Origin of the sequence: Phormidium sp. FACHB-592 (assembly GCF_014695795.1) — a bacterium.
In the GTDB taxonomy this organism is placed as follows: domain Bacteria; phylum Cyanobacteriota; class Cyanobacteriia; order Leptolyngbyales; family Leptolyngbyaceae; genus Stenomitos.
On the sequence record NZ_JACJOZ010000025.1, the window covers coordinates 1 to 23,495 of the forward strand.

The 23,495-nt window shown below is 49.9% G+C and carries 17 protein-coding genes and 1 pseudogene; 12 read left to right on the top strand and 6 right to left on the bottom strand.

The features are described 5' to 3' along the window. Positions 1-399: 399 nt before the first annotated feature. The 5 genes and pseudogenes from H6F86_RS05435 to H6F86_RS05455 all read left to right on the top strand — a co-directional run bounded on the left by H6F86_RS05435 (position 400) and on the right by H6F86_RS05455 (position 4,488). Complete coding sequence (locus H6F86_RS05435) at positions 400-1,491, top strand: hypothetical protein (RefSeq protein WP_190447093.1); 1,092 nt, start codon at positions 400-402, stop codon at positions 1,489-1,491. Positions 1,492-1,682: 191 nt separating this feature from the next. Continuing rightward, the gene (locus H6F86_RS05440) at positions 1,683-2,120 is read left to right on the top strand and encodes a KTSC domain-containing protein (RefSeq protein WP_190447094.1); all 438 of its coding nucleotides are present in this window, start codon (positions 1,683-1,685) and stop codon (positions 2,118-2,120) included. A gap of 323 nt (positions 2,121-2,443) precedes the next feature. Beyond that, positions 2,444-2,608: pseudogene (locus H6F86_RS05445) on the top strand (transposase); the annotation flags it as partial. A gap of 205 nt (positions 2,609-2,813) precedes the next feature. Then, positions 2,814-4,247, top strand: coding sequence for a cytochrome P450 (locus H6F86_RS05450; RefSeq protein ID WP_242033373.1), 1,434 nt, complete (start codon positions 2,814-2,816; stop codon positions 4,245-4,247). Further along, positions 4,231-4,488 carry a hypothetical protein gene (locus tag H6F86_RS05455; RefSeq protein WP_190447096.1) on the top strand — a complete coding sequence of 86 codons (258 nt, stop codon included), beginning with the start codon at positions 4,231-4,233 and terminating at the stop codon, positions 4,486-4,488. The genes H6F86_RS05450 and H6F86_RS05455 overlap by 17 nt, the downstream gene beginning before the upstream one ends. A 489-nt stretch (positions 4,489-4,977) precedes the next feature. On the opposite strand, the gene H6F86_RS05460 is transcribed toward H6F86_RS05455, so the two are convergent. Further along, on the bottom strand, positions 4,978-10,152 hold the full coding sequence (locus H6F86_RS05460; protein WP_199305104.1) for an ATP-binding protein: 5,175 nt from the start codon (positions 10,150-10,152) through the stop codon (positions 4,978-4,980). After that, positions 10,149-10,397, bottom strand: a complete 249-nt coding sequence (locus H6F86_RS05465; RefSeq protein ID WP_347240089.1) for a response regulator — start codon at positions 10,395-10,397, stop codon at positions 10,149-10,151. Before H6F86_RS05465 ends, H6F86_RS05460 begins: the two co-directional genes overlap by 4 nt. A gap of 83 nt (positions 10,398-10,480) precedes the next feature. Here H6F86_RS05465 and H6F86_RS05470 point away from each other — a divergent pair, with 83 nt between their 5' ends. From H6F86_RS05470 to H6F86_RS05480, 3 genes are all read left to right on the top strand, one after another. Then, positions 10,481-10,795 (top strand): hypothetical protein, encoded by a 315-nt coding sequence (locus tag H6F86_RS05470; protein WP_190447097.1) that lies wholly within the window; start codon positions 10,481-10,483, stop codon positions 10,793-10,795. Positions 10,796-10,890: 95 nt separating this feature from the next. Then, complete coding sequence (locus H6F86_RS05475; RefSeq protein WP_190447098.1) at positions 10,891-11,292, top strand: helix-turn-helix domain-containing protein; 402 nt, start codon at positions 10,891-10,893, stop codon at positions 11,290-11,292. Positions 11,293-11,416: 124 nt separating this feature from the next. Continuing rightward, entirely contained in the window at positions 11,417-11,770 is a 354-nt protein-coding gene (locus tag H6F86_RS05480) for a transposase family protein (protein ID WP_190447099.1), read from the top strand. Position 11,771: 1 nt separating this feature from the next. On the opposite strand, the gene H6F86_RS05485 is transcribed toward H6F86_RS05480, so the two are convergent. Then, positions 11,772-13,178, bottom strand: coding sequence for an RNA-guided endonuclease TnpB family protein (locus H6F86_RS05485; RefSeq protein WP_190447100.1), 1,407 nt, complete (start codon positions 13,176-13,178; stop codon positions 11,772-11,774). 302 nt (positions 13,179-13,480) lie between these two features. Between H6F86_RS05485 and tnpA the strand changes: the two genes are divergently transcribed. Then, positions 13,481-13,894: an IS200/IS605 family transposase gene (gene tnpA, locus H6F86_RS05495; RefSeq protein ID WP_190447102.1), complete on the top strand. Its 414-nt coding sequence runs from the start codon at positions 13,481-13,483 to the stop codon at positions 13,892-13,894. A gap of 128 nt (positions 13,895-14,022) precedes the next feature. On the opposite strand, the gene H6F86_RS05500 is transcribed toward tnpA, so the two are convergent. Then, on the bottom strand, positions 14,023-14,322 hold the full coding sequence (locus H6F86_RS05500; RefSeq protein WP_190447103.1) for a hypothetical protein: 300 nt from the start codon (positions 14,320-14,322) through the stop codon (positions 14,023-14,025). An 856-nt stretch (positions 14,323-15,178) separates the two neighbouring features. Between H6F86_RS05500 and H6F86_RS05505 the strand changes: the two genes are divergently transcribed. Together H6F86_RS05505 and H6F86_RS05510 are read left to right on the top strand one after the other, a co-directional pair. Next, positions 15,179-15,568 (top strand): hypothetical protein, encoded by a 390-nt coding sequence (locus H6F86_RS05505; protein WP_190447104.1) that lies wholly within the window; start codon positions 15,179-15,181, stop codon positions 15,566-15,568. 475 nt (positions 15,569-16,043) lie between these two features. Continuing rightward, entirely contained in the window at positions 16,044-17,654 is a 1,611-nt protein-coding gene (locus H6F86_RS05510) for a relaxase/mobilization nuclease domain-containing protein (protein WP_190447105.1), read from the top strand. Between the two features lie 583 nt (positions 17,655-18,237). Here the strand turns inward: H6F86_RS05510 and H6F86_RS05520 are convergent. Together H6F86_RS05520 and H6F86_RS05525 are read right to left on the bottom strand one after the other, a co-directional pair. Beyond that, entirely contained in the window at positions 18,238-18,579 is a 342-nt protein-coding gene (locus H6F86_RS05520) for a DUF6788 family protein (RefSeq protein ID WP_190447107.1), read from the bottom strand. A gap of 106 nt (positions 18,580-18,685) precedes the next feature. After that, entirely contained in the window at positions 18,686-20,662 is a 1,977-nt protein-coding gene (locus H6F86_RS05525; protein ID WP_190447108.1) for a hypothetical protein, read from the bottom strand. Positions 20,663-21,558: 896 nt separating this feature from the next. On the opposite strand from H6F86_RS05525, the gene H6F86_RS05530 reads away from it, so the two are divergent. Then, positions 21,559-22,659, top strand: a complete 1,101-nt coding sequence (locus tag H6F86_RS05530; protein WP_190447109.1) for a hypothetical protein — start codon at positions 21,559-21,561, stop codon at positions 22,657-22,659. The last annotated feature ends 836 nt before the right edge of the window (positions 22,660-23,495 follow it).

Below are 23,495 nucleotides of genomic sequence, written 5' to 3' on the forward strand. Positions count from 1 at the left end.
AGGGGTAAAGGAAGTTATGAGTTTTAAGGTTTGAGTCTCAAGGTTGCTTGACTGACAAATTTCTGATCAGCGCTCAACCCGCTTTGCACTGAAAGTGCAGGCTAACAGCGCTTCATCCTCTTGGAGAGGACGACAGACAGGTTTAACCTGTTTCAACGGGTTTCCTGCCGCTAGCCCGGATTTTTAAGCACGGGCGAGTGAGCAACGCCGCAATTAACTTCTCACAGCTGTTGTCAGCTAACCAGGTTTTAAGGTTTGAAATAGTGCTGGGCGATGAGGATCTTGTGTCTCTGCGTCCCCCTACCTTGTGTCTCCGTGTCCTTTTCCCTGCGCTCTGCCTTCTATGCCCTAATCCCCTACTGCCCATCGTCATTACCGCTCTTCTACCACCTACTACCCATGCCGACCAAACGCCCATCCGAAAAAAGTACAAAAACCGAAATTCTGTCTGCCTTTGACCAGCTATTGCAAGAGAAAAAGGCGCTAGAAGCGCAACTGGTGCTCCCGAAACAACCTGAACCCGCTCGCAATGGCAAAACAGCAATAATAGAACTTCCATCACCTGCACCTGAGCCAGCACCGCACTCCGTGCAGACTCAACAGCAGATGGAAGCCATTATTGCCGGCTTGACTGGGCTACAACTTAACTTCGGCGGTGCCGTCAGCGATCTGTCTGAAAAGTTGACGCTGGAAGTTTTTCAGTTGCAGGAAGTGCAGCAATCGGTGGCGGAGGAAGTGCAGCAGTTAGAAGCGTTGCATGGTCTGCAAGCAGCAGACACCAATTTGGAGATGCTGATTCAGGCATACGAAGCGAGCGCTAAAACCTTTAACGAAGCACTGCGTCAGCGTCAGGACGCACTCGACCAGGAAGTTACACAAGCCAAGAAAACATGGGCAAAAGAACAGGAAGACCAGCGGCGATCGACCAAAGAGCGCCATGAAACCTTTACCAAAACTCGTCAGCGAGATACCAAAGAATATACCTACGACCTGACGCTACAACGCAAGCTTGCCGATGATGAGGACGAGCAAGCGCAAAAACTGCTGTACCAGGAGTTGGAAGAGTTGCAGCAAACTCAGGCGAAACAGTTGGCAGAGCGAGAACAGGCAATTGTCGCTCGCGAAAGCCAATTTGCTGAACTCAAAGCCAAAGTTGAAGCCTTCCCCAAAGATTTGGAAGCCACAATTAAACGCGCCAAAGAAGAAGGCAAAGGCATTGCCAACCAGCAAGCAAAAGTCAAAGCCGATTTGCTGGCCAAAGAAATTGAAGGCAGCAAACGTACCTACGAATTGCAGTTGGATTCTTTAGAAGAAACGATCGAAGACCAACAAACTCGCCTTCAAAACCTGACAAAGCAACTGGATGCTGCGCTCAAGCAAGTACAAGATCTGGCAGTAAAAGCGATCGAAGGCGCTTCCGATGTCAGTTCCTATCAAGCCATCAAAGAAATCGCCTTAGAACAGGCAAAGAATTTGAACAAGAACAAATAGAGAGGTAGTAGGGAGTGGAGCATAGGAAGTAGGGAAAAAGGATCATACTTCAGCGCGAGTCCATCGCAAAGCGGCAGTAAGCTACAACCTTTAGCTCTTACTCCAAACTTTCTCTCTATCTCCCATCTCTTTCCCCTATGACCTAACCCTATTTTCCATCCCTTGTCCTCCAACCAAATGACACTCAAACAATGAGACTTTCCAAAATCGACCTTAGCAAGCTTGCAGCCATTAGTCATGATGATGGTTATCTAGGACTGGTGATCGATCAAGGTGATAGCCTGGACGTGATTGAAATCCCAGCTCCTGTGGCTGCCTACGAAGGGCTTCAACAACTGGATGCGATCATCGCCTCTGACTGCCCCGCACTAGCGGCAGCGGTTGACTTTAACCACTTGTCAGGAGTAAAACAGACTGCTCACATGCAGCCCATTAACTCTGCAATGGCGAATGCAGTTGGCTATGACCCCAATCGCCATCTGCTACAAATCGAGTTTAAAGGTGGCTCAATGTACCAGTATGAAGATGTCGATGCTGCCACCTGGGGAGCACTGCAAGCGTCAGGCTCTGCTGGACGCTTCTTTAACCACTGCATTAAAGGACAGTATCGCTCATGTCGAGTCGAGTAGGAGTCGCGCGATCGGAATTGTGAATGAGCAAAAAATATGGCGCAATCGGTCAACGCGACTCTAAATGAGCGTTCCAGCTTCTAACAGCCTGGGATGAGCTGTGTCTAAGCGGCAGTGACTAGAAGCTTGAACACTTGTGGACTCTGGCTTCGAAAGACTGTGTCACTCATTTGCAAATTGTGCCATATTTTGGCTCTTCCCGGGTTTTGGTGATCTGATTTCTGCAACAGCTTGGGAACCTAGCAGCTTCGTAATCAAGATCAGCAGCTATGCCCTTTTTCACCAAAAGCTGGGAAGAGCCCATATTTTTTGCTCATTCACACGAAACGATTATTGACCAGTTGAAGAACATTTCGCAGATTGAGCATTCGCGTCATCGCTCTCCGGTGAACTGCTTTGTCAACATTCTGGGTGGCTTGATTGCCTACTGCCACCAGCCGAAGAAGCCGTCGATTGCGATCAACCACAATCTCTTGCTCCCGGCTTAACCCGAACTCAGGTTGGTTAGTTGAGAGTAAGGCGATCACCAAGCCGCTGATTAGAGCATGATGGTTGGTTTATTGCTGTCTCAAGCTTCACTGTCAAGGCAGAACTGGATCAACCATTTAACAAAGGGTAGCTAGGCGGTGTAGCTGATAGGCTAGATAATATGGGAAAGAACCCAGAGACTAGCGTGAACTCTTAACCTGGAAGATGCGACTGTCACTTTCAGCACCCGCTCGTCCTCCTAAAGTTAAACGGATCATGGTAAGTACCTCTCGTCGTTCGCTCAACGGTCCGCCTCAAACATCGATCTGGCAGCGTCGCCTCTGGGGGTTGCGTTTTCTCTTTCAACCGCTTGAAACAATCGAGGCACGCCGTAAAGCGTATGGGGATGATTACCGCGTCTCTCAGCCCGATGCAAAACCTCCTTTGGTCTACTTCAGCAGTCCTCAGGCGTTGGAAGCCATTTTCACTGCCAAGCCAGAGCAGCTAAGCGCGGGACAAGGCAACCAAATCTTGAAGGAACTCATTGGCGAACATGGGCTTGTCCTGCTGGAAGGAGCCGCACACCAACAGCAGCGACAACTTTTGATGCCGCCCTTTCATGGCGATCGTATGCGTTCCTATGCACAAGTGATTGGGCACATCACAGCCAAAGTCATCAGTGCCTGGAAGATTGGCACAGCCTTTGCAGTGCGCCCAGCGATGCAGTCCATTTCCCTTCAGGTAATTTTGCGGGCGGTGTTTGGGCTAGAGGAAGGACAACGGTATGAGCAGTTGCGCCAGACCATGAGCCGGATGCTGGATGGGTTTGGTTCGCCACTTGGTGCGATGTTTCTGTTTTACCCGTTCTTGCAGAAGGAGTGGGGCTGGAGTCCCTGGGGGAAATTTTTGCAACGGCGACAGCAAGTTGATGCGCTGCTCTATGCCGAAATTCGCGATCGCTACCACCAACCCGATAACGGACGAACCGACATTCTGGCACTACTGATGGCAGCCCGTGACCCTGAAGGGCACCCAATGAGCGCTGTAGAGTTGCGGGATGAACTGATTACTCTCCTGTTTGCTGGACATGAAACCACTGCCTCTGCTTTAGCCTGGGCACTGTACTGGCTTGTCTCCCTGCCGGATGTGCAAACCAAACTACTGGCAGAAATTGAGGCGTTGGGTGCTGGTGCTGACCCAATGGCGATCGCCCGCTTACCCTACCTCCAAGCCGTGTGTCAGGAAACGCTGCGGCTGTATCCCATTGCGCTTAGTGCCTTTCCGCGCATTGTTAAACAGCCGATCGACATTGCAGGCTACCCGTTAGAACCGGGAACGGTGATTATGCCATCCATCTATCTGGCGCATCATCGTGAGTCCGTTTATCCAGAACCGAAGCAATTTAGACCCGAACGGTTTTTAGAGCGGCAGTATTCACCCTACGAGTATTTACCCTTTGGTGGCGGCGATCGTCGCTGTATTGGTGCCGCTTTTGCTCTCTTTGAAATGAAGCTGGTGCTGTATGGGATTATGTCTAAGTTTGAGCTGTCGCTGGTTAATTCCAGACCGGTGCGTCCGATCCGTCGCGGTATCACTGTTTCTCCCTCTGATCACCTCAGTCTGAGAGTGACAGGTATACGGCATGACCATAGAGCGTGAAATGGGAGGGAGCGTTGCGAAGCAGTTCCCCTTTGGGGATAAACGCCGTTGCTTTGGAGCCACATCTGCCCTTAAGGCTGGTTGGCAGGCTCTAGCCAGCAAGCCTTGGCGAAAGAGAAGAAGATTGCCAGCCAGTGCGCCAACAGTCCTCCAATGGGCAGCAGTAGGGGGCAATAATCATGACACCAATGATCACAGCGGTACTATTGGTAAGGCGTCCGAAGGTGGCGATCACGCATGACCCCACAATCAGAATTAGGTAAACAGTGTTAAGGGTTGCTTCTGTCACAAGATTATCGTGCAACTGCTATTGCGGCGGCGGATTGAACCGCCGCCGCAAACCTAGCGATGTTAGCTTGATATGCCGTGGCGGTCATGGGACTGAGCGGGCAGGTGCGCTTCTTCTGCGAGAAAGAAACGCGGCTTGGACTTAAAACCATCAGTGGGCGCAAGCTCACCGCAAGGGGTATCAAGTCCAAAGGCAAAGTGCAGTGGCAGTTCAAGACAACTTATTAATACGGAGTTGTGGAACCGAGCACTGGTGAGCACTGCTTCTATGAGTTCACCCAGCTCAACAGTGATTGCTTCCAGGTGTTCTTGGACTTAGTCAGCGAGCGGTATAGGGACAGTATCGTGATCATGCAACTTTACTTGTTCTACGACGCAAGTTCCCTGCATTTATTTAGAGTCTTGTTTCATCACCCTAAATCGCTCCTTCACTCTGTTGCTGCTAGCGTTGGCTGGTTCTACTCTTCTTTAAGAGACTGACGATCGCGCTGATTAATGTCTCTGGTTCGACAGGTTTTGTTAAGTGCATTTGAAAGCCAGCAGCGAACGCTTGCTGTTGATCGGTATCTCTTGCATAGGCAGTTAAAGCAATTGCGGGAATCGTTCCACCTTGATTAGGCAGGCGCGAACGAAGCTGCTGCATCAACATATAGCCATCCATCTCCGCCATGCCGATGTCACTCACTAAGACATCAGGAGTGAACTGATCCAGGGCTTGCAATGCCTCGAACCCAGCAGCAACCGCTATCACATTTGCCCCGCCTTGTTCCAGCACGAATGCTTGAAATTCGCGGGTATCCGTTTCGTCATCGACCAGCAAAATGTGCAATCCGGTGAGAGGGTGCGGGAGGGAGGGGTCAAGAGGGCTAGTCTCGCCTTCACTTCTCCACCCCTCTACTCTCTCACTCCTTGATAGGGGCAGTTCAACAATAAAGGTGGCTCCCATTCCTTCACCTTGGCTCTCCGCCTTGACCGTGCCACCGTGCATTTCTACGATCTGCCGGGCGATCGCTAATCCTAACCCTAACCCACCAAACTTGCGAGTCGTCGCTCCATCTTCTTGTCGGAAATGCTCAAAGATGTAGGGCAAAAAGTCTGGTTTAATGCCTTTTCCAGTATCTTTGACCTGAATCTGTGCCTTTGTACCCACCGAGCATAATTCAATGGTGATGTGCCCCCCGACTGGCGTGAATTTGACTGCATTGGACAGCAGATTCCAGACAACCTGCTGCAACCGCCCAGCATCGCCCTTTACAGTACTAATGATGGGTGAAATGATGGTCTGAACTTGCAGTGACTTCGCTTCGGCAGCGAGTCGAACGGTTTCTAATGCGGCTGAAATGACAAAGTTTAAGTCAACGGGTGTCACGGTCAAAACTAGTTTGCCACGTAGAATGCGGGAGATGTCGAGTAGGTCATCGATCAACTGCACTTGGAGCTGAGCGTTGCGCTCAATGGTTTCTAGGGCCTGAGTCGTTCTGGTTGCGTCAAGTTTGCCATTGCGAAGTAACTTTGACCAACCCAGAATGGGGTTAAGGGGCGATCGCAATTCGTGAGAGAGCACGGCCAAAAATTCATCTTTAATGCGATTGGCAGTTTCGGCTTGCTCACGGGCAGCTTGTTCTTGTTCGAGGAGTTGCAGACGGGCTTGCTCAATCTGCTTTTGCGGCTCAATATCGGTACAGGTGCCAAACCATTTATAGACTTGACCTTGCTCATCTTTGAGAGGAATGCCCTGTCCTAAGAACCAGCGGTAACTGCCATCAGCGCGACGAAAGCGATATTCAATTTCATAGGCTTGACCGCTTTTCACTGCCGCTAGCCAGCGATCGTGCGTCATTGCTAGATCATCTGGGTGCAGAATCGATAGCCAGTTTAAGCCATGCAATTGCACGGTGGTCAGACCGGTGTAGTCACAGAACCGTTGATTGACATATTCATTTTGTCCATCGGTATCGGTCATCCACACCAGTTGAGGAATCGCTTCAGCCAAGAGACGATAGCGTTCTTCACTCTGGCGCAAAGTGAGCGTAGCGTAGTCGCGTTCAAAGGCAATGCTGGCAATTTGAGTGCCGAATGCTGCTAGCTGGTATTCCCAGTCGGTGGGGGTGCGTGCTTCGCTGAAGCACAACAGCAGTGATCCAACCGGCGATCGCTCCAAGCCACGGATTGGGCTGGAATGACATGCCAAAATACCGTGAGCGACACATAATTCTCTCCATTCCTGAGACCAGAGACCATCGTTCGCGGTATCCGCACGGGTGATGGGTTGACTGCGATACACCGCTTCGCCGCCGGTGCCAAGACACAAGTCATGAATCGGGATAGCCTGCAACTCTTGCCTAAACGAGGGGGCAAGATCGGGGGTAATCGATCGGGAAAACGTTAACCCCTGAGCATCTGTGAGCAAAAAACAGGCGCGGATGCCAGGATTCAGTTGAGAGATGGAGCGACACACAGCGGTCAGGCAATCATCCAATGGAGTGTTTGTCGCAATCAACTCCAGCAGTCGCTTCTGCTCACTTAGCATCAGTTCTGCCTGTTTACGGTCGGTGATGTCAATGGCTGAACCCAGTATTTGCGTCGGTTTACCCTGCTCATCGCGGACAAAAATCGTGTCGCGGCTTGATAACCACAACCACTTGCCGCTGGCGTGCTTCAGCCGATATTCGATGGTAAAAATATCATCTTCCCGTGCCGCTTGCATCCTGTCGTGATGCTGCTCAATGTGTTCGATGTCATCAGGATGGAACAATGCAACCAAAAGCTGCGCATCGAGTACCTGCACGTCTGCGGGCAAAACACCCAGCATTGGAAAAATTTGTGGACTGACGTACACATTTCGTCGTTCATTTAAATCAAAAATATAGAGTAGATTCGGCGCGGTTTCGTTGATTGCCTGCAAAAACTTTTCAGATTCACGCAATTGCGCTTCTGCCTGTTTGCGAGCGGTGATTTCTGTGACAATGATGGATACACCATCAGCAGATGGATAAACGTGGTTTTCAAACCAGCGATTCCATTGAGGGTAAAAATACTCGAACTGGACAGGCGTTTGTTCTGTTATGGCGCGATGTACTTCCCGCTCAAACTGGCTATTTACAGTCTCGGGAAACACCTCCCAAAGGCTCCTGCCCAGCAGATTTTCTCTAGCAACTCCGGTTACTTCGGTCACGCGATCGTTGACATAGGTATAACGCCATTCCCGATCCAAGGCCAAAAACTGGTCATCAATCCGAGCCAGCAAACTCTCCAGGTTGTCTCTAGCGGTTTGCGCTTCCACCCGCAATGCCTCCTGTTTTTGCTGGGCTGCTGCTTTACGGAGTTGCCCCAGCTTCAAACTTGCCTCCACGCGTGCCAACAGTTCACGGGCGCTAAACGGTTTGATCAAATAGTCATCAGCGCCTGCTTCTAAACCCTCAATACGAGACTCTTCCCCGGCACGCGCTGAGAGCAGAATCATCGGGATTTCTTTGGTACGAGGATTCGCACGCAGTTCACGCAGCAGTCCGAATCCATCCAACCCTGGCATCATGACATCGCTAAGGACCAAATCGGGAAGCCGTTGGGCGATCGCTTGCAGTGCCTCTAATCCATTAGTGACCGTTTCTACCTCGCAATACTGGCTTAATAACCGTTTCACATAATCCCGCATATCGGCGTTGTCGTCTGCTAAGAGAATACGGACGGGTGAGGTATCGGAAGACGTGGAGAAGGGGAGAAGAGGGGACGCGGAGAGATCTGATAAAGCTGCCCCCGTGTCTTTGTGTCTTTGTGTCTCCGTGCCCTCTTCTGCTATCCAACGCGATGCTTCTGCAAGATAGGGATTTGCTCCTAATGCAGTTGACGCAGGGGTGCGAGTCACTTCAATCTGGTTCTGAGGTAAATGAGTCGTGCCGAAGGGAATCGCGATCGTAAAGGTTGTCCCACAATCCACCTGGCTGGTAACGCGGATGGTACCGCCGTGTAGTTTGACAAGTTCTTGCACGAATGAAAGTCCGATGCCAGAACCTTCATAGGTGCGCGATCTCGTTCCACTCACGCGATGAAAGCGTTCAAATAATCGCGGCAATTCCGCTTCAGGAATGCCAACTCCAGTATCTGTAACGCTCAATGCAACAGCATTGCCAACGGGTTGTAATCGAACCGTGATACTGCCAGTAAACGTAAACTTAAACGCATTGGACATTAGATTTAGAACAACTTTTTCCCACAGGTCGCGATCGACATACACGGGTGCCGGTAAAGCTGGACAGTCTACGCTTAGACTCATGCCAGTACGCTCAATCAGCGATCGAAACATACTTGCGAGTTCTGCTGTATAAGCTGCTAAATCGGTGGGCTCATAGGATGCCTGTACTCGTTCCGCCTCAATGCGGGAAAAGTCTAACAGCGTATTGACTAACTTTTGTAAGCGCAACCCGTTCCGCTGAATTAGCTGTAGCTGTTCACGCTGATCGGGTTGCAACTGTCCATCAAGCGTGTTCGAGAGTTCTTCCAATGGACCCAGCATTAGCGTTAATGGTGTGCGAAATTCGTGGGAAACATTGCTGAAGAAGGCAGTTTTGGCGCGATCAAGTTCGGCTAACATCTCCGCACGGCGACGCTCTTCCTCATACGCTTGAGCATTGCGAATGGATAAGGAAACTTGCCCGATCAAAAGCTCGTAGAACGAGCGATACCCTTCATCGAGTGCTCGATTGGGATTTACACCAGTGACCAGCACGCCCAACGTCGCGGTTTGACTAGAGGACGCAATCGGCATCATCAGGGCAGTATGCACTGGTTCATTCCAGGGACCTCCGGGCACCGTCATGTGGTGATCCAATTCCTCTACGAGAATGGTTTCACCAGATGCTGCTGGAGCGAGCGACCAAAGCGGGTGACTCGTCACTGCATCAGTTGTGAGGGCAATTGAATCAGGGACAAGCTGTTCATCGGCTGCTAAGCCTACAGTTCCTTGCAGTGTCAGCGTCTTACCGTCCGATTCTCGCAAATAGAGTAGCGCCAATGGAACGTCTAAGGGATGAGCCGCGATCGCCGCCATTAAATCCTGACATGTGTCTTGCACACTTCGCGTTTCGCCTGTTTGAGCAGCTAGATCTCGCAGCAGTCGCAGTTGTCGTTCTCCTAAGACTTGTTGAGTCACCTCGCTACAAACCGCCAGCATGCCCACAATCTGTCCCGCATCATCTTCTGCGGGAGCGTGCGACACGCTAAAGTAAGATTCCTCTCGATAGCCGGCACGTTCTAATAACAGCAACAGTGCCGGAGTCCAGTTTGCCACTCCCGTTGCCATCACTCGCTGAATCATCGGTCCGAGGGTATCCCACGCTTCTGCCAGTGTCTCTCGGATGTCAGTTCCCAGGGCTGCTGGGTGCTTATCCCCAATTAACTGAGAGTAGGCATCATTGTAAAACTGTGTGAACTCTGCTCCCCAAGTCAGCACCATTGGATAGCGTGAAGTGAGTAGCGTCTTGATTAGCGATTTGAGACTTTGGGACCAAGACTGCACCGACCCTACGGGTGTTTGTGACCAGTCGTGCGATCGCATCCGCATCGCCATTTCGCCCTTGCCTGCAAAAAGCTGCTCTGCCACTGAATGATCTTGAATCATGCCCTTCTCCATCCATTCCGTCCACATAGACGTGCGATCATTTGCAACAATTGCTCTGGCTCTACGGGCTTTGTGCGGTGGACCTGAAATCCTGCTTGAAGCGCCCGCTGCTGATTAATCTCTGCGGCATCAGCCGTCAGAGCGATCGCTGGAATCATGCCGCCTCTACCGTGAGGGTGTGAGCGAATCTGCTGCATCAGCATGTAACCATCCATTTCTGCCATGCCCATATCGCTGACAATCACATCAGGGTAGTGCCATTTAGGAAAGGACGTAGAAAAAAGAGCGAGAGAGCATGGAGCAGTAGATTGGCTGCGCTCCTCTTACCATGACTCAACCGCTGCTGCAATGCTCTACCTGTGGCTCGAATGATATTAACAAAAATGGCACGACTCGTCACGGCAATCAGAACTACAAAGGCCGTGACTGTGGGCGGCAGTTTGTAGAGCATCCTAAGTGGAGACGCATCAGTGATGAGACAAAAGCCACCCTTGGGCGAACGTTGTTGGAGAAGATCCCCCTTGCTGGCATTACACGCAGTTTGCGCTTAAGTGAGAGTTGGTTGCAGCAGTATGTCAACGGTTACTATGCCACGGTTCCTCAACCAGTGCATTATTTTAGATATCATTACTTGTTTAGCTAAAGCAGCAGAAGCCCCGCACTCTGGCGCAGCCGAGTGTCGGGATGAACGCGGGTAAGTCGGAGTGAAACGGAGGCGAACAGTGGTACTATTTTTCCATGAAAACTGCCTACCAGTACCGACTCTATCTAGACCCGCAGCAGAAAGTGACGATGCATCACTGGCTGCGGACTTATCAGTATTGGTACAACCGGATGCTGGGTGAACGCTTCGACTGGTGGCAGCAAAAGCGCTGTGCGGTCAATGCCTGTCCACTCCTCTGTCACTTGCCCGCACTTAAAGAAAAGCCCAACTATTACAGCCAGAAAAAGCAGCTACCGGACATCAAAGCTGACTTGGTATTGGTCAGGCATAGCGGTGAGTTACTGGACTTCACGGCACCCTATGCCACCATCTTACAGAACGTCTGCAAGCGTGTTGAAAAGACGTTTGAACGCTCTGTGAGAGGCGACTGTAACGGCAAGCGTAGCGGTAGACCCCGCTTCAAAGGGCAGGGCTAGTTTATTGAGGAGAGAAAAAACAGAATAAAACTGTTGTCTCTCTCCTGGGTTGTCTCACATGAGCCTGATTGAGCATCTCAAGCAAGTCCGCGACTTCCGCACGCAACCGCGATACGAGTTGTGAGTGATTCTGCTCCTCGTCGTTATGGGAACGTGGAGCGGTTGCACCAGTGATCGAGCCTTAGCTGAATTTGTCGAACGCCACCAAGCGGCTTTGCTCGAATTACTGGCATTGCCACATTCTCGCTTGCCTTCGTATTCCACCCTTCGTCAGGTGCTGGAGCGTATCCCCTTCGGGTCCTTAACTGCAGTGTTTAACGCTTGGGCAATCACCACCCTAGAGTTGCAACCCGGTGAGCAACTGGCAACGGATGGCAAAGGGATTAAGGCTAGTGTTGTAGCCTATGACTACACCCTGCAAAATTTTGTCAATGTCGTGTTGCTACAACGGTGGCAGCTCAACTGTTCAACCAAGTGACTTACCCGACGCTGACCGAAGCAGTACAGCGCGGGCTTCTAATACCCCGGAGGGCGATTAGAACTTCCTTCGAGGTACTATGAGTCATGGAAGCAACCACGACCGGATTCCCTCTACGGCGTTTTAAGGTGGGGAACAAGTCCAGCCCCACACGTTTTAGGTTGACGGCGGCATTGATGTCACGGTTAACCCATAACTTTTCTGCCTCATCCCAATACTCCCGGATGCTGCAATCGGTGAGCACAAATTCATCCCGATAGGACAGCAATTGAGAAGTATAAGCGGGGTTCTGTTCCATCGCGACGGCTCCAGCTTTTGCAGCTACGAGACGGAGGATGTCAAAGAACTGACCAAAGGCAGCATCGTGCCAGGACTTATTCAGTCCTGACTTTGCCGCCTGACCATTCGGCAAGTAAACCCCACTCTCGTCTTGTTTGGGGGCGTGACGCCTGCTCAGACCTTGCAGGTTGAGTTTTTCGTAAAAGAAAACTTTCTTGCCAGTTCGCTTGAGTTTATGAGCGGTTTTGTACTGGAAATCCTTACGGCTTCTAGCGATGCGTAAACCGAGCCGTGCTTCCCGTTTTGCCAGCTTTCTACGCCTGCGAGAACCTTTCTTGCGGCTGTTTTTCTTGGTTTGCAAAACCGCTTTCTTCGCTTCGTTCCGGCGCAGCGGCTTGAGTGACGGTAGTTTCTCGCCTTCAGAGGTCGCTAGATAGGAGTCTTCATGCAGCACCGCGTCTAGTCCTAGCGAGTTCTCCCAGGTGGGGATAATCACCTCTGGCGTTGACCCAGGCACCGTTTCATCGCTTAAAACCAGCGAGACGTACCAACCATCAGCCTTTTTCGTGACCAAAACTTGCTTCAGGTTCGCACCTTCTGGCAGTGGTCGGTGCATTCTGACTTGGACTAGCCCGACTTTGGGCAGGGTCATGAACAACCGTTTGCCGTTGATGGTGCAAAACTTCAGCCAAGCATCGTCAGCGCCATCAAATAGCATTGTGCGATAACGAGCCGCACCTTTGAAGCGTGGTCTACCGCTACGCTTGCCGTTGCAGTCACCCCGCACAAACCGTTCAAACGTCTTTTCAACGCGCTTGCAGACGTTCTGCAAGATGGTGGAATACGGCTCCGTGAAGTCCACCAATTCCCTGCTATGCCTGACCAATACCAAGTCAGCTTTGATGTCCGGTAGCTGCTTTTTCTGGCTGTAATAGTTGGGCTTTTCCTTGAGTGCTGGCAGATGGCAAATCAACGGACACGCATTGACCGCACAACGGTTTTGCTCCCACCAGTCGAAGCGTTCACCCAGCATCCGGTTGTACCAATACTGACAAATCCGCAGCCATTGATTGAGTTGCACTTTCTGCTGCGAATCTGGATAAAGTCGGTACTGATAGGCGCTTTTCATCTAGTGGTTAAGCATCAATATGCTTTCAGGGATTTGATGCCAGCTACTTCCGTTCTCACATTGCTTACATCGTCGTCGCACTGCATTCATATAGCCGTAGATGTCTTGCTTCACCTTGATGACATGCCCACATTCAAGTAGTTCATGAAGACCAACACCAGTAATAAATTTAGAGTGATCACAACTGTCAAATGTGGCAACAACTTTTTTAAGAGGCGCTTTAGATTTTTTCATAGATTTCAGTTGCTTGCTAGGGCAGGCTTATTCATGCCAAAATTATAACACGCTCATATTATTGCGTCATGCCGACAAACAGATATATCGCTAGGTCTAGAGGTGTTTCAAGGCTGTACGCTCATTTAGTCTTAACCACCAAATTTCGGTTGAAAGTGATACCGCCTGCTATGCTGCAACGGTTGCAAGCAATCATGGCTGATCTCTGTACCAAGTGGCAGTGTGAGCTATTGGAATGCAATGGGGAAGCTGACCATTTGCATCTCGTCTTTCGCTATGCGCCTCAACTGCAACTCAGCAAGTTTATTGATAACGTCAAATCAGTCAGCAGTCGTAGAGTCAGGCAAGAATTTGAGGTGCAACTACGAGAGGCGTACTGGGATTGGGAGAAAGGCTTTTGGAATGAATCCTACTCGATTGACTCGTGTGGCGACGCGCCCCTAGCTGTACTCCGAAAATATGTCCAGAACCAGGGGTATTAGCTGTTCGTTTCGGCGCTGTTGCCTTCCCTGTCCTGCGGAATCGGTCAGGCAACGCACCTCAACTCACGCGCCTCTTATCCCGACGCTCACCTGAGTACAGGTAGAGCGCGGGGCTTCCCGTCTAACAACTAAACGGCAAAGCCATACCCGTAGTCTATGGCGTGGTCAGTAACGGCACCCAGTGGCGCTTTCTGAACTTGCAAGACCGTACCGTCACTCTGGATCTGGTGGACTACCCGCTCCCGCCAGTTGACCAACTGTTGGGATTTCTGATGTGGATCATGCAGGAAGGGTAAAACCATCGCTGACAGCGAGCGGTAGTCTGTTGCACCACCAACAGTTGGGGTGTTTAAGCGATAAACCTGAGTGCTTGTGAGCAGTGGAGCGACGGAGAGTGTTTGACCACCAATGGGAGTGACACACAGCACCTTTTGTTCAGGACAAGCCCTGTCTCCTTGCTCTCCCCTTTCCTTGCTCTCAAGCCCTGCCCTAGCCGTTCCTTCACACCCGCTTGCACCGCTCCCAGCTCAGCCACCCAAGTCCTTCGCCATACCTGGAAAGCCACTGTAGGAAGACACCAACTGAGTGCAAAGTAGGGATTGACGAAAACAGAATGAAAGCAGTAGTAGCGAAGGAGCCAAAACACTAGGCCGGCAGTAGTAGCCGCCGCCGTCACATACGAACCCAAGCAGTTGTTGCTACAGTCATCACATACTAACTGAGCCGTTAGAGCAAACTTGCTATCATATTAACCCGTGAAAGGAAGTAACTTAACCCTAGAATAAAGCTGCCATAGGAAGACACTATGAAGGTAAGCAGTCGCAACAGCAACCCTACGGAAGAAAGCCATCTGCTTTAACAGCTTGACCGTCAAAGAGAGACGGTACCCGACTGTGAGAGTTTGTTTGCCTGGTAAACCTACCTGAGGAGAGGACGCTGAGAGCACCTAGGAGAGTAAAAGAGCTGAGTGAGTTATGGCACTAATACGAATTAGGCGCAGTCTTGCGTAAGCTAATCTAGCCCATGCATGACTAAAGTTACGGGTAATTACCGCGTGAGGAATGGGGAGAAGCGTGCCAAACTAACAGGAACCGTGAACCGGCTGGAGGCTGAGTGTTCCCCTAGTTCAACAGGAGCAAGCAGTGCATCCTGGTACCACAACTGCCACTGCTGCCGTAAGCAATTTTGACATTAGGCACAGCTTCAAAGGCTGAGCTAGCTAAGGGACAGGGTTAGTCACAACGGGTCAGCAACCCTATTTTGAAACAGGTGTCACGAGATTCTATGACCAGCATTAGCAGGACGTCTAAAGACAAGAACACGAAATCGAAACCACGCGTGATTAAAGCGCAGTTAGAACACAAAGCGGACCAGGAACGCTTTGACGGATTTGTGCAAATGAGCGGTTTGTCGCAGGCAGAGTACATTCGTCGTTGCTGTTTAGAACCAGCCGTAACGGTGATACCAGACAGCAACGTTTTAGTTTATGCCGAGTTGAGTAAATTGCAGGGAACGCTTACTCAAGCAGTGCAAGGAGAGTCCTCAGAAGCAGTGAGAAGTTTGTTAAGCAACGCCCTACAAGAAGTGAAAACGATGCGACTGGCGCTTCTTGGTATGGAGCCGCAGGAGACAGCCAGTGAAGAGCTACTGAGGACTGAAGCAGTGAGTGTTTGAGTTGGAAACGGAAAAAGTGCTCGGTAAGAGCTAGCTTTTATGAACCACAGAGAAGAGCGCTTACTTTGCTAGGACTGTGAGACAGAAAAGTGGTTACAGGCTTGGAATAAGTCTGAATAAGGTGAGTACTGCCACCTTCATGCTGGCTGTTTTAAATGCAACCGCATAAAAATTACCACAAGCTATCTAGCCAACTATGACCCTACTGGCGCTTTTTATACGGAATTAAACCAAGCTGCCAGGCACTAGACAGCCGTATATAAAACAGAGTTTGTCTCCTGAGGTGAAAAGGCCTTTAAAAGCAATCGGGTAACGAAACATAAGTCCTGCTCAGGGGCTGTTGGACTCGAGCCAAGCCAACTTCAGCGGTGTTGACCTTCAAGATGCCAGTCTTAAACGTGTTGACCTTACAATCACCCCACTATTGGAGGGAACACTAGAAGGGACACGCTCCCTCCTTCCGCTCCCTCCTCCCATGCCAATTGCTAAAGTGACGGTGGGCAAAAGTGCCTACGGCTGTCTCAACTATGTGCTGACGAAAGACAAAGCAGAACTGCTGGACACCAATTGCGCAGCAGACACACCAGCCGTGATGGCACGCGAGTTTGAGGTCGCCTTTCAACCCCATCACCGCAATGGGGCAAAACGGCACACTGAAAACTATGTGGCGCACTTCTCCATTGCCTTTTCCTCTGAGTTAGAACCGCCTCAACTACGAGCGATCGCGCACCGGTTCATGGATCTCATGGGTTTTGATCCAGTCATGAACCAGTTTGTGTTAGCCAAACACAACGACACTGATGACTGCCATCTTCATTTAATTGAAAATCGTATCCGGCTGGACGGGCAAGTGGTCAACGACAGCTTCCAGAAACGCCGCACCGAAGTTGCTATGCGCACGCTGGAGGAAGAGTTTGACCTACCGAGGCTCAAGAACAGTTGGGAGGTGGACGTCAAAGCGCCCAGTGTGGCGGAAGTTAGGCAGTCTCGTGAGACGGGAAAACCCATACCCCGACGGGTCATACAGGAGAGCATTGAACGTTGTGTCGTAGGGACAGAGACGCTGGAGGACTTACAAAATAAGCTGCAGCAGGCAGGAGTGACGCTCATAGCCACACCTAGAGACGATGGGAGTTGGGCACTGCTCTACCAGCTAGCAATAGAAAACAATAAAGTGCGCACCTTTTCAGCCACTAAGTTGGGCAAGCGTTACACGCAACGGGGCTTAGAGTCCATCTTTGGGATCAGCTTTGGGGCAGACGAGGTAACGGTAGAGGCTCAGGTAGATGCTGCACGATTAGCAGCGCTGCCTATAGACGTAGCAACTGAGCCAACACAAACTGAGTTAAACGCAGGCTCAGATCATTCTGTAACAGAATCAGAAGCGACTGAAACCGAGACAGGAAGAGCTTTTGCGGTCGTGCCACCGGAACGAGATTGCTTAGTCAAACATGCTGTAACAGAATCAATTACAGTAGAAACGGTTTCTGTTACAGCATTCATTGAGCCTGAACCACCGCTGGTCACAGAGCCAAGTAGCGCTCCTGCTGTAACAGAATCAGCCTTAGCCCCAGAAGCCGCCGCGGTCGTACTAAGTGAGGGTACCTTAGACCTGCCACCCGTAGCGATCGCTGATGCAGAGCAAGAAGACGGCTTAAGAGATGGTTGGTCAGTAAGCACGAATAAGCAAGTGCAAGCAGAGAGCCTTAAGGCTTTGCTCCAGTGGACGCAAAACCACATTGAAGCGCTGGAGCAACGAGCGGTTTGGGTGGGCTTACAGAATGCGAGTGACCAGGAACGGTGGGAAGTGTTGTCAGCACAGACCCAACAGCGAGGGCTGACGGACGTACAGCAAATTGAGTCTGCGGTGACAGCGTTAGCATGTCAGCAGGGGTATAAGACGGAGGCGATCGTGGGGCTTTTGCAGCAGTCGCCCAGGGTGCAGCGGGCGTTGCGAACACACCCGTGGCATACCGTGAAGACGACGTTGACGCAAAACGTGGTGCAAATACAACAGGCATTGGAGAAACGGCAGCGAGAAGCGCGGCGGGCTCAAACACGGAGAGCACAGGACGGAAAAATGTAATTAGGTTGAGCCACTGTAGAATTTTGCCAGCAGTCTCCGGGAGCAGGGAATGGTTGCCAAAACTAATTTGTGAGCTTGGCGGTGGCTTGGCGCTACGTGAGTGACAAATTTTCTTATGTACAAAAAACAAAATCTTATGTACAAGTTGACTGCAAGAAAAGACCCTCTGTACATAAGAAAAAGACCCTCTGTACATAAGAAATTAGCAGCATTCATCATTGTTTTGAGGGTTTCCACGTCAAGTGCTGTCGCCAAAGCTGCTTACACGTTTCTTATGTACAAACAACAAAATCTTATGTGCAAAGTGATGTACTCCTACTGTTCCACTTCTGCAACGGTACTTACATAAGAAATAACGGTTTGTACATAAGAACTAATTACTCGACTAAGGGCAGTCGCTTGTTCGGTCAGCCGCACTGCCTTACCCCTCGTAAAGCTGTTTGACGGCTGACGACAGAGCAACAGACTGGAAAGCATCTATCGGTGTCATGACCCTGAAAACGTAGTCAGTAAAGACTGAGGCTGGTCAGCTAACTGTCGTTAGAGGCACGAAGCCCCGTCACCTCAGTGCGGGGTGCTGACTTCATTCCACTTGCCGCAATCGCTTACCCACATAACGACTTCTCAGCTTCTCATTATCTCGCCAATAGGCATACCAGTAGGGACCATGCAACTCGCCATGCTCGCCAGCACACTTACAGCCGACTTTGCCACAGCGTATGCGCTCTAACTGATAAAGGCGATCGCCTATATTTTTGGTTTCCAGAACCTCCTGCCTGTTTGCCGTAACCGTTGCTGAGCTTGCAGCTTTCTGCTCTAGAGCTTGCACGATGGCGCTTAGATCTGTGTGGAGTTGCCTTGCCTGTTCCAAGCTAAGTTGCTGGAGTGACTCACGGAGTTTGTCGAAGTTGAGACGCTTAGGCATAGTTTCTTCGGTAAAAAGTCGTTTTGCCAGGACAAAAGTGCGGTGCTTCTGTCAACAGCTGGATGCCTCCCCCCAGCCCGCAGGAAAAGGCATTAGACCGTTGCCTTTAATCAACCGTTCGCCTTCGTTGATCAATTGGTGTCTGCTTCAACAGCTTTAACCAGTGCTGTAACTCCAGATCACTCAGCGTAGCTAAACTGCTCTTGCCGAAACGCTGCTGGAGATCATGCACTACTTGTTGCTCTGACCAAGTCAAGCGCTGCCTTTGTGATTCGACCGCAGCCAGCAAGACGGAGCGCTCGATGAATGTCGCTTCTGACTGGTGTTTGGTTAACAGATCAAGCTGTAGCTGACTAACCTCCAAGACACCTGGGTTCACTTGTATCCATGCCAGTGCCTCTGCCACCAAAATAGGATCGCCCGAGTTTAAGAATGCCTGCATCCGGGTTCTTTGCCTTTGGTTAGCTGCCTCAGCTTTAAGCTGCTGTGCTCGAGCACTTCGAGCCACTGCTTGAAAGGGTTCTTGTTGTCCGCTGTCGTTCAGTGAAAGTGGTTGAGCATCCCGTACAACTTGCTGTGCCTCTGCAATGACCTGATAGACGTCAGGTTCTACCGAGTGATTACTGTCCATTACAGAAGTAAGCATGGTGCAAAGATCGCTCAAAGCCTTGCCAGAAGGCTTATTACCATCATTGTCAGATAATAAGCTTGGAGGACTGAGCCAGTTAGATGCTTCATCAAAGCAATCTAACTGGCTGTCCGTTTTGCTGCTTGGGGGGTCTGGGGGGTTTTCCACAGGCACGGTAAAGACATCTGCTACCGTTTGGTTTGAGTCAAGTCCAAAATGACTGGGATGCCATAGGTCACGGTGTCGATACAGGGATGCTCCACCGATGCCAAATTTCAATAGTGCTTGAAAGCGGGCGGTAGGTCTCACTGGCAGAGCATTTTGCTCTAGTAAAGTTGCTATGGCTCGGCGGATGAGGTCTCTGGTTGCTGCCGCTCGGCGTTGATTCCAAGATGGAGCTTGCTCGATCGCGGCTGTGAGTACTGGATCTTGAAAATCTGGCTTTGGTTTTTTCAGCTGGTCGCCAAAGTGGAAGTAGTGGCTCCCCTCAATGCAGTGTGCCCATTCCTCAGCACGGTGTGTAATTTCATGTTGATGACGGCACCACTCGCTATAACCTGGGAGTGCTTGTGCCGTTTCGACAATCTCACTCACCAGTGCCGTGCCTACTAAGGGTGCTCCACCCGAAAGCACATGGTGAAAAATGTAGGCTCGCATCGTAATGCGCCCTAAGAGCCGATTGGTTTGACCACTGCCAGTCCAACCAAGTTCAATCTCAGCGTTCAAGTCATTGACAAACTTCTCTGCTTTGCCTGAAACGCCAAAATGCTTGCGTTTAGCTTGCTTCAGGATTTGTTTGAGTGTTCTGCTAGCAAGATCGTTCCGCTGTTGTGCCAGCTGCCATTGGCTGGTGAACGTGCAGGTATCACTCCAGATTGGCTCAAATGCTTCATTGAGTAAGTAGGAGCCTGCTTGAAGTGGAAGTCTATGGGCGTTGAAGAGACTAGGAATGTTGTCGGTTGAGTAGGGTTTGGGATTGGGAAAGACTTCGAGTTGTCCCGGTTGGAGTTTGAAGCCAGCATTTTCGAGTAGACAGGCAAGCGCGATCGCCAATTGCCAAGAGCTTTGAGGGTACTGAAAGGGAAAGTAGAGATGTAACCCACCGCTGTAGCTAGACGTGCAGGCTACAGGACTTACTAGCCCCAATGGTTCTAGTGCCGCAACAATACGGGAAAGGGCAAATGGATCATTGTTAGGGTGATAGACGCTGCCAGTGTCAACGTCAAGCAAGCAGTAGCTTGTCTCTGCACCAAAGCGAACACCAAAGAGATAAGCACCTTGTTGGATGAGACGATCACTTAAGGGATGACGACTTTCAGTTTTCCACTCCACTTCAGCACTCGGACTTGAATGTTCTGCCCAAATGAAATCGAAACGATGTGGAAAGAGTCGCAGGAAGTGATCACTCCAATCCTGGATGTAGCGAAAACAGGTAGTTGATTGAGCAATGGTCATAACGGCTCCATTTCAATGGAACCGGTTCAGATAACTCTCTTTAGACCCGCTTTACCACGGTTTCCTGCTTACCTGAAAATTTACTGCAACAAAATGATTGCTTAGTAAGCCAACAAAAGCCTACCAGAGATATTAAGAATACCTCTGGCAAACACTATTGCTTGGTAAATCATCAGAACTGCTATGATGCAGATATACAAACTTAGCTGAAGAAATGGCTGTTTCTTCAACTAAAGTGCAGGAAGCCGGGATAATTGAGACTTTGGCGAGGCTCTGTCCCGGTTTCTTCGTGACTTTAAAACGATATTCCTTGGCGGATTAGACCAAATTCACTTCTAATATGACTTCAGTGCAGCCATAGATCATGGCATGTAAACCCCCACGCAACTGAACTTAACCTTCTTTGCTACCTCCAGAAACAGACGCATTGGAGGTAGATGCCATTCATTAAACACCGAAACTCTCTTCACAAAACGTGCTGAATTTATTCATACCAGCACTTTACGCGGGAGTGATAGAACAGCAATACGCAGGAGTGATAGAACTATCTATACGCGGGAGTGATAGAACAGAGCTGCTGTATCCTTCGGTATGATAGACCAATTGATACGCGGGAGTGATAGAACAGTTCTCTTAGTAACTACACAAAGTAGGTTTGCATAGGTAACCCCGCCCAGATTTATACGCGAGAGTGATAGACCCTTTTGTACGCCGGAGTGATAGATCTTGCTTAAACAATACGTCGGCGTGATAGACCAATCTATACGTGGGAGTGATAGAACATGAGAGCAAAAACATACGCCGGAGTGATAGAACCTGTAAAACAGATCTAAGGTGTATCGGATCGAAACTCGGTATCTCTAGTAGAATTCCTCCATGCTTACTCCTCTATCCTTATGACTTTGAGTGAAAAAGATCTGACTTTCCCAGTCGATGGACAGTTGCTCATGGTCCTGCCTAGAGCTGCAGCATCAGTCAATAATCCAGATGTCCGGTTGCCCATTCTACGTTCCGATGGGGATGGGTACTATCTAGAGATGCGGGTTGAGGCAGATGCGAATGATGCTGGTGAAGTTGCAGTGACGCGGCGGGTTCCACTTGAGGATCTAACGACTGACGAGTGGGAAGAACTAAAGCAGCAGTATGATAGCCTTGACCTTCCGGCTCTGGTCGCTCAAGGCATTGGTAAAGGGCTTGAAAAAATACAGGATCGTCGGATTCAGCGCCTCTTCATGGCACTTTTGACTTTTCTCAACCCCCGGCAGGTTGGGATTGTACTGTATCTCTACAAGCTCGCAGCTGAGCAAAACAATGGCCCAGTAGTGACTTTCCGCTCAAATGACTTATTGGAAAGCCTCGGTTATTCACGTGCCAAGGGTGGTAGTTTTCATGCCAAAGTGCGCTCGCAATTAAACCGTGACCTTGTGGCGCTGCATCGAGTCGAATTAGTTTTAGCGAAGTCTCTTAGGGAAGGCAATAAAATTGGAGCAGAGGTAATTATCAAGAGTATCTTGCGTATCCGAAGCTACAAGATCGAAAACCTCTCACGCGACTTTGATCTCGTAAAAGCTGCTGACTACACTTATGAATTAGCTGATTCTTACACAGTCTCTTTAGAGTTCTTTGAAGGACCGAGCCGTACTGGTGATTACGTCTTGTTTGCTGGCGATGTCGAAGTGACTCAAAAACTTGGTAGTAATACTAAAAATGACTATAGAACCAAACTATTGATTTATCTTGCAAGCCGACTCAAGTGGGATTCCCCGCGAGAGGGTCAGTATCTAGCGATTTCTAAACAATACTTGTTCAAAAATCTTGATTTGCTAGGAAGTAATTCCTCACGAAATAATCAAATTTTCTGGCGCACTGTTGAGGAATTGCAGCAAGAGGGGTATGTTCTTGGTGCGCAAGAGCTATCTGGGAAAAGAAAAACACCAAGCATTCAATTTCAAATCAATCCTGAAAAGCTGAAATCGAATTTGAGTGATTGTACTTAAAAATCTATGGTTGTGTCACAAAAAATAGCCAATAGTAGGGTGGGAAAGACTGAACTGACCTCCCTACCTTCCGATGCCTACTCCTTCTCTGTTGCAGTGGCAGCACTTTTGATCGGCAGTCATCGTGCCACAGGCGCAGTGGGGTTGACTAAGCTTCCACCTCCAGTTACTCAGAGTTAGGCGCTCCACTTGCTAGAAATTTAGGAAGCCAGTTATGGTGTCCGGTCCCAAAGCCAGTTATGGTGTCCGGTCCCAGCTTTCCCTAAATAAGGCTCTTCAGTGATTCCTGGCTCTGTTACTGCATACGGTACTGTCATTTATGACCTAGCCTAATGTAATTAGATGAAGGCAGACATGATCACTCACCTGTCCAGGCACTACTCATCTAGGCTGTTTTGCACCAACAGGTAGACTTATCATCTTCTTTTTTGCTCATTCACAGAAGGCTTTTGACTCACTTAGGAGGCTTAGCGGCATCCGCTAACACTTAGCTTTCTACGTTGGCACTGGACTGCTAATGAGGGATGGCTGCTGAAAAACTGCCCTAGTAGAGCTTCTTCAAACGTAAGGCTCACGAATTTCGAGACCAGAGCCCTACATCGCACCGCTACCCTGACGCTTAACCTAAAGCTGAAGAAAACTTTGAACGCAAAATTTTTTGAATCAAGCAGAAAAGTGGCTTCAAGACTATGTAGTTAAAAAAGCCTTGTAGTTCAGCAGAGAGAAATCCTCCCACTAAACAAACTAAGCTAATTTTCCTATTGAGGCAAAATAAGAAGAGCAATGTCTGTTTGTAGCCTTTGCATCTTCTGCCAAGCTAGCAGGGATTCCCTTGA

Bases quoted from the DNA above. Each gene is read 5' to 3' on its own strand.
- H6F86_RS05485 (WP_190447100.1), bottom strand. From the start codon at position 13,178: ATGAAAAGCGCCTATCAGTACCGACTTTATCCAGATTCGCAGCAGAAA.
- H6F86_RS05450 (WP_242033373.1), top strand. From the start codon at position 2,814: ATGCGACTGTCACTTTCAGCACCCGCTCGTCCTCCTAAAGTTAAACGG.
- H6F86_RS05505 (WP_190447104.1), top strand. From the start codon at position 15,179: ATGACCAGCATTAGCAGGACGTCTAAAGACAAGAACACGAAATCGAAA.
- H6F86_RS05435 (WP_190447093.1), top strand. From the start codon at position 400: ATGCCGACCAAACGCCCATCCGAAAAAAGTACAAAAACCGAAATTCTG.
- H6F86_RS05520 (WP_190447107.1), bottom strand. From the start codon at position 18,579: ATGCCTAAGCGTCTCAACTTCGACAAACTCCGTGAGTCACTCCAGCAA.
- H6F86_RS05455 (WP_190447096.1), top strand. From the start codon at position 4,231: ATGACCATAGAGCGTGAAATGGGAGGGAGCGTTGCGAAGCAGTTCCCC.
- H6F86_RS05510 (WP_190447105.1), top strand. From the start codon at position 16,044: ATGCCAATTGCTAAAGTGACGGTGGGCAAAAGTGCCTACGGCTGTCTC.
- tnpA (WP_190447102.1), top strand. From the start codon at position 13,481: ATGCCGACAAACAGATATATCGCTAGGTCTAGAGGTGTTTCAAGGCTG.
- H6F86_RS05460 (WP_199305104.1), bottom strand. From the start codon at position 10,152: ATGATTCAAGATCATTCAGTGGCAGAGCAGCTTTTTGCAGGCAAGGGC.
- H6F86_RS05475 (WP_190447098.1), top strand. From the start codon at position 10,891: ATGAAAACTGCCTACCAGTACCGACTCTATCTAGACCCGCAGCAGAAA.
- H6F86_RS05470 (WP_190447097.1), top strand. From the start codon at position 10,481: ATGACTCAACCGCTGCTGCAATGCTCTACCTGTGGCTCGAATGATATT.
- H6F86_RS05440 (WP_190447094.1), top strand. From the start codon at position 1,683: ATGAGACTTTCCAAAATCGACCTTAGCAAGCTTGCAGCCATTAGTCAT.
- H6F86_RS05530 (WP_190447109.1), top strand. From the start codon at position 21,559: ATGACTTTGAGTGAAAAAGATCTGACTTTCCCAGTCGATGGACAGTTG.
- H6F86_RS05525 (WP_190447108.1), bottom strand. From the start codon at position 20,662: ATGACCATTGCTCAATCAACTACCTGTTTTCGCTACATCCAGGATTGG.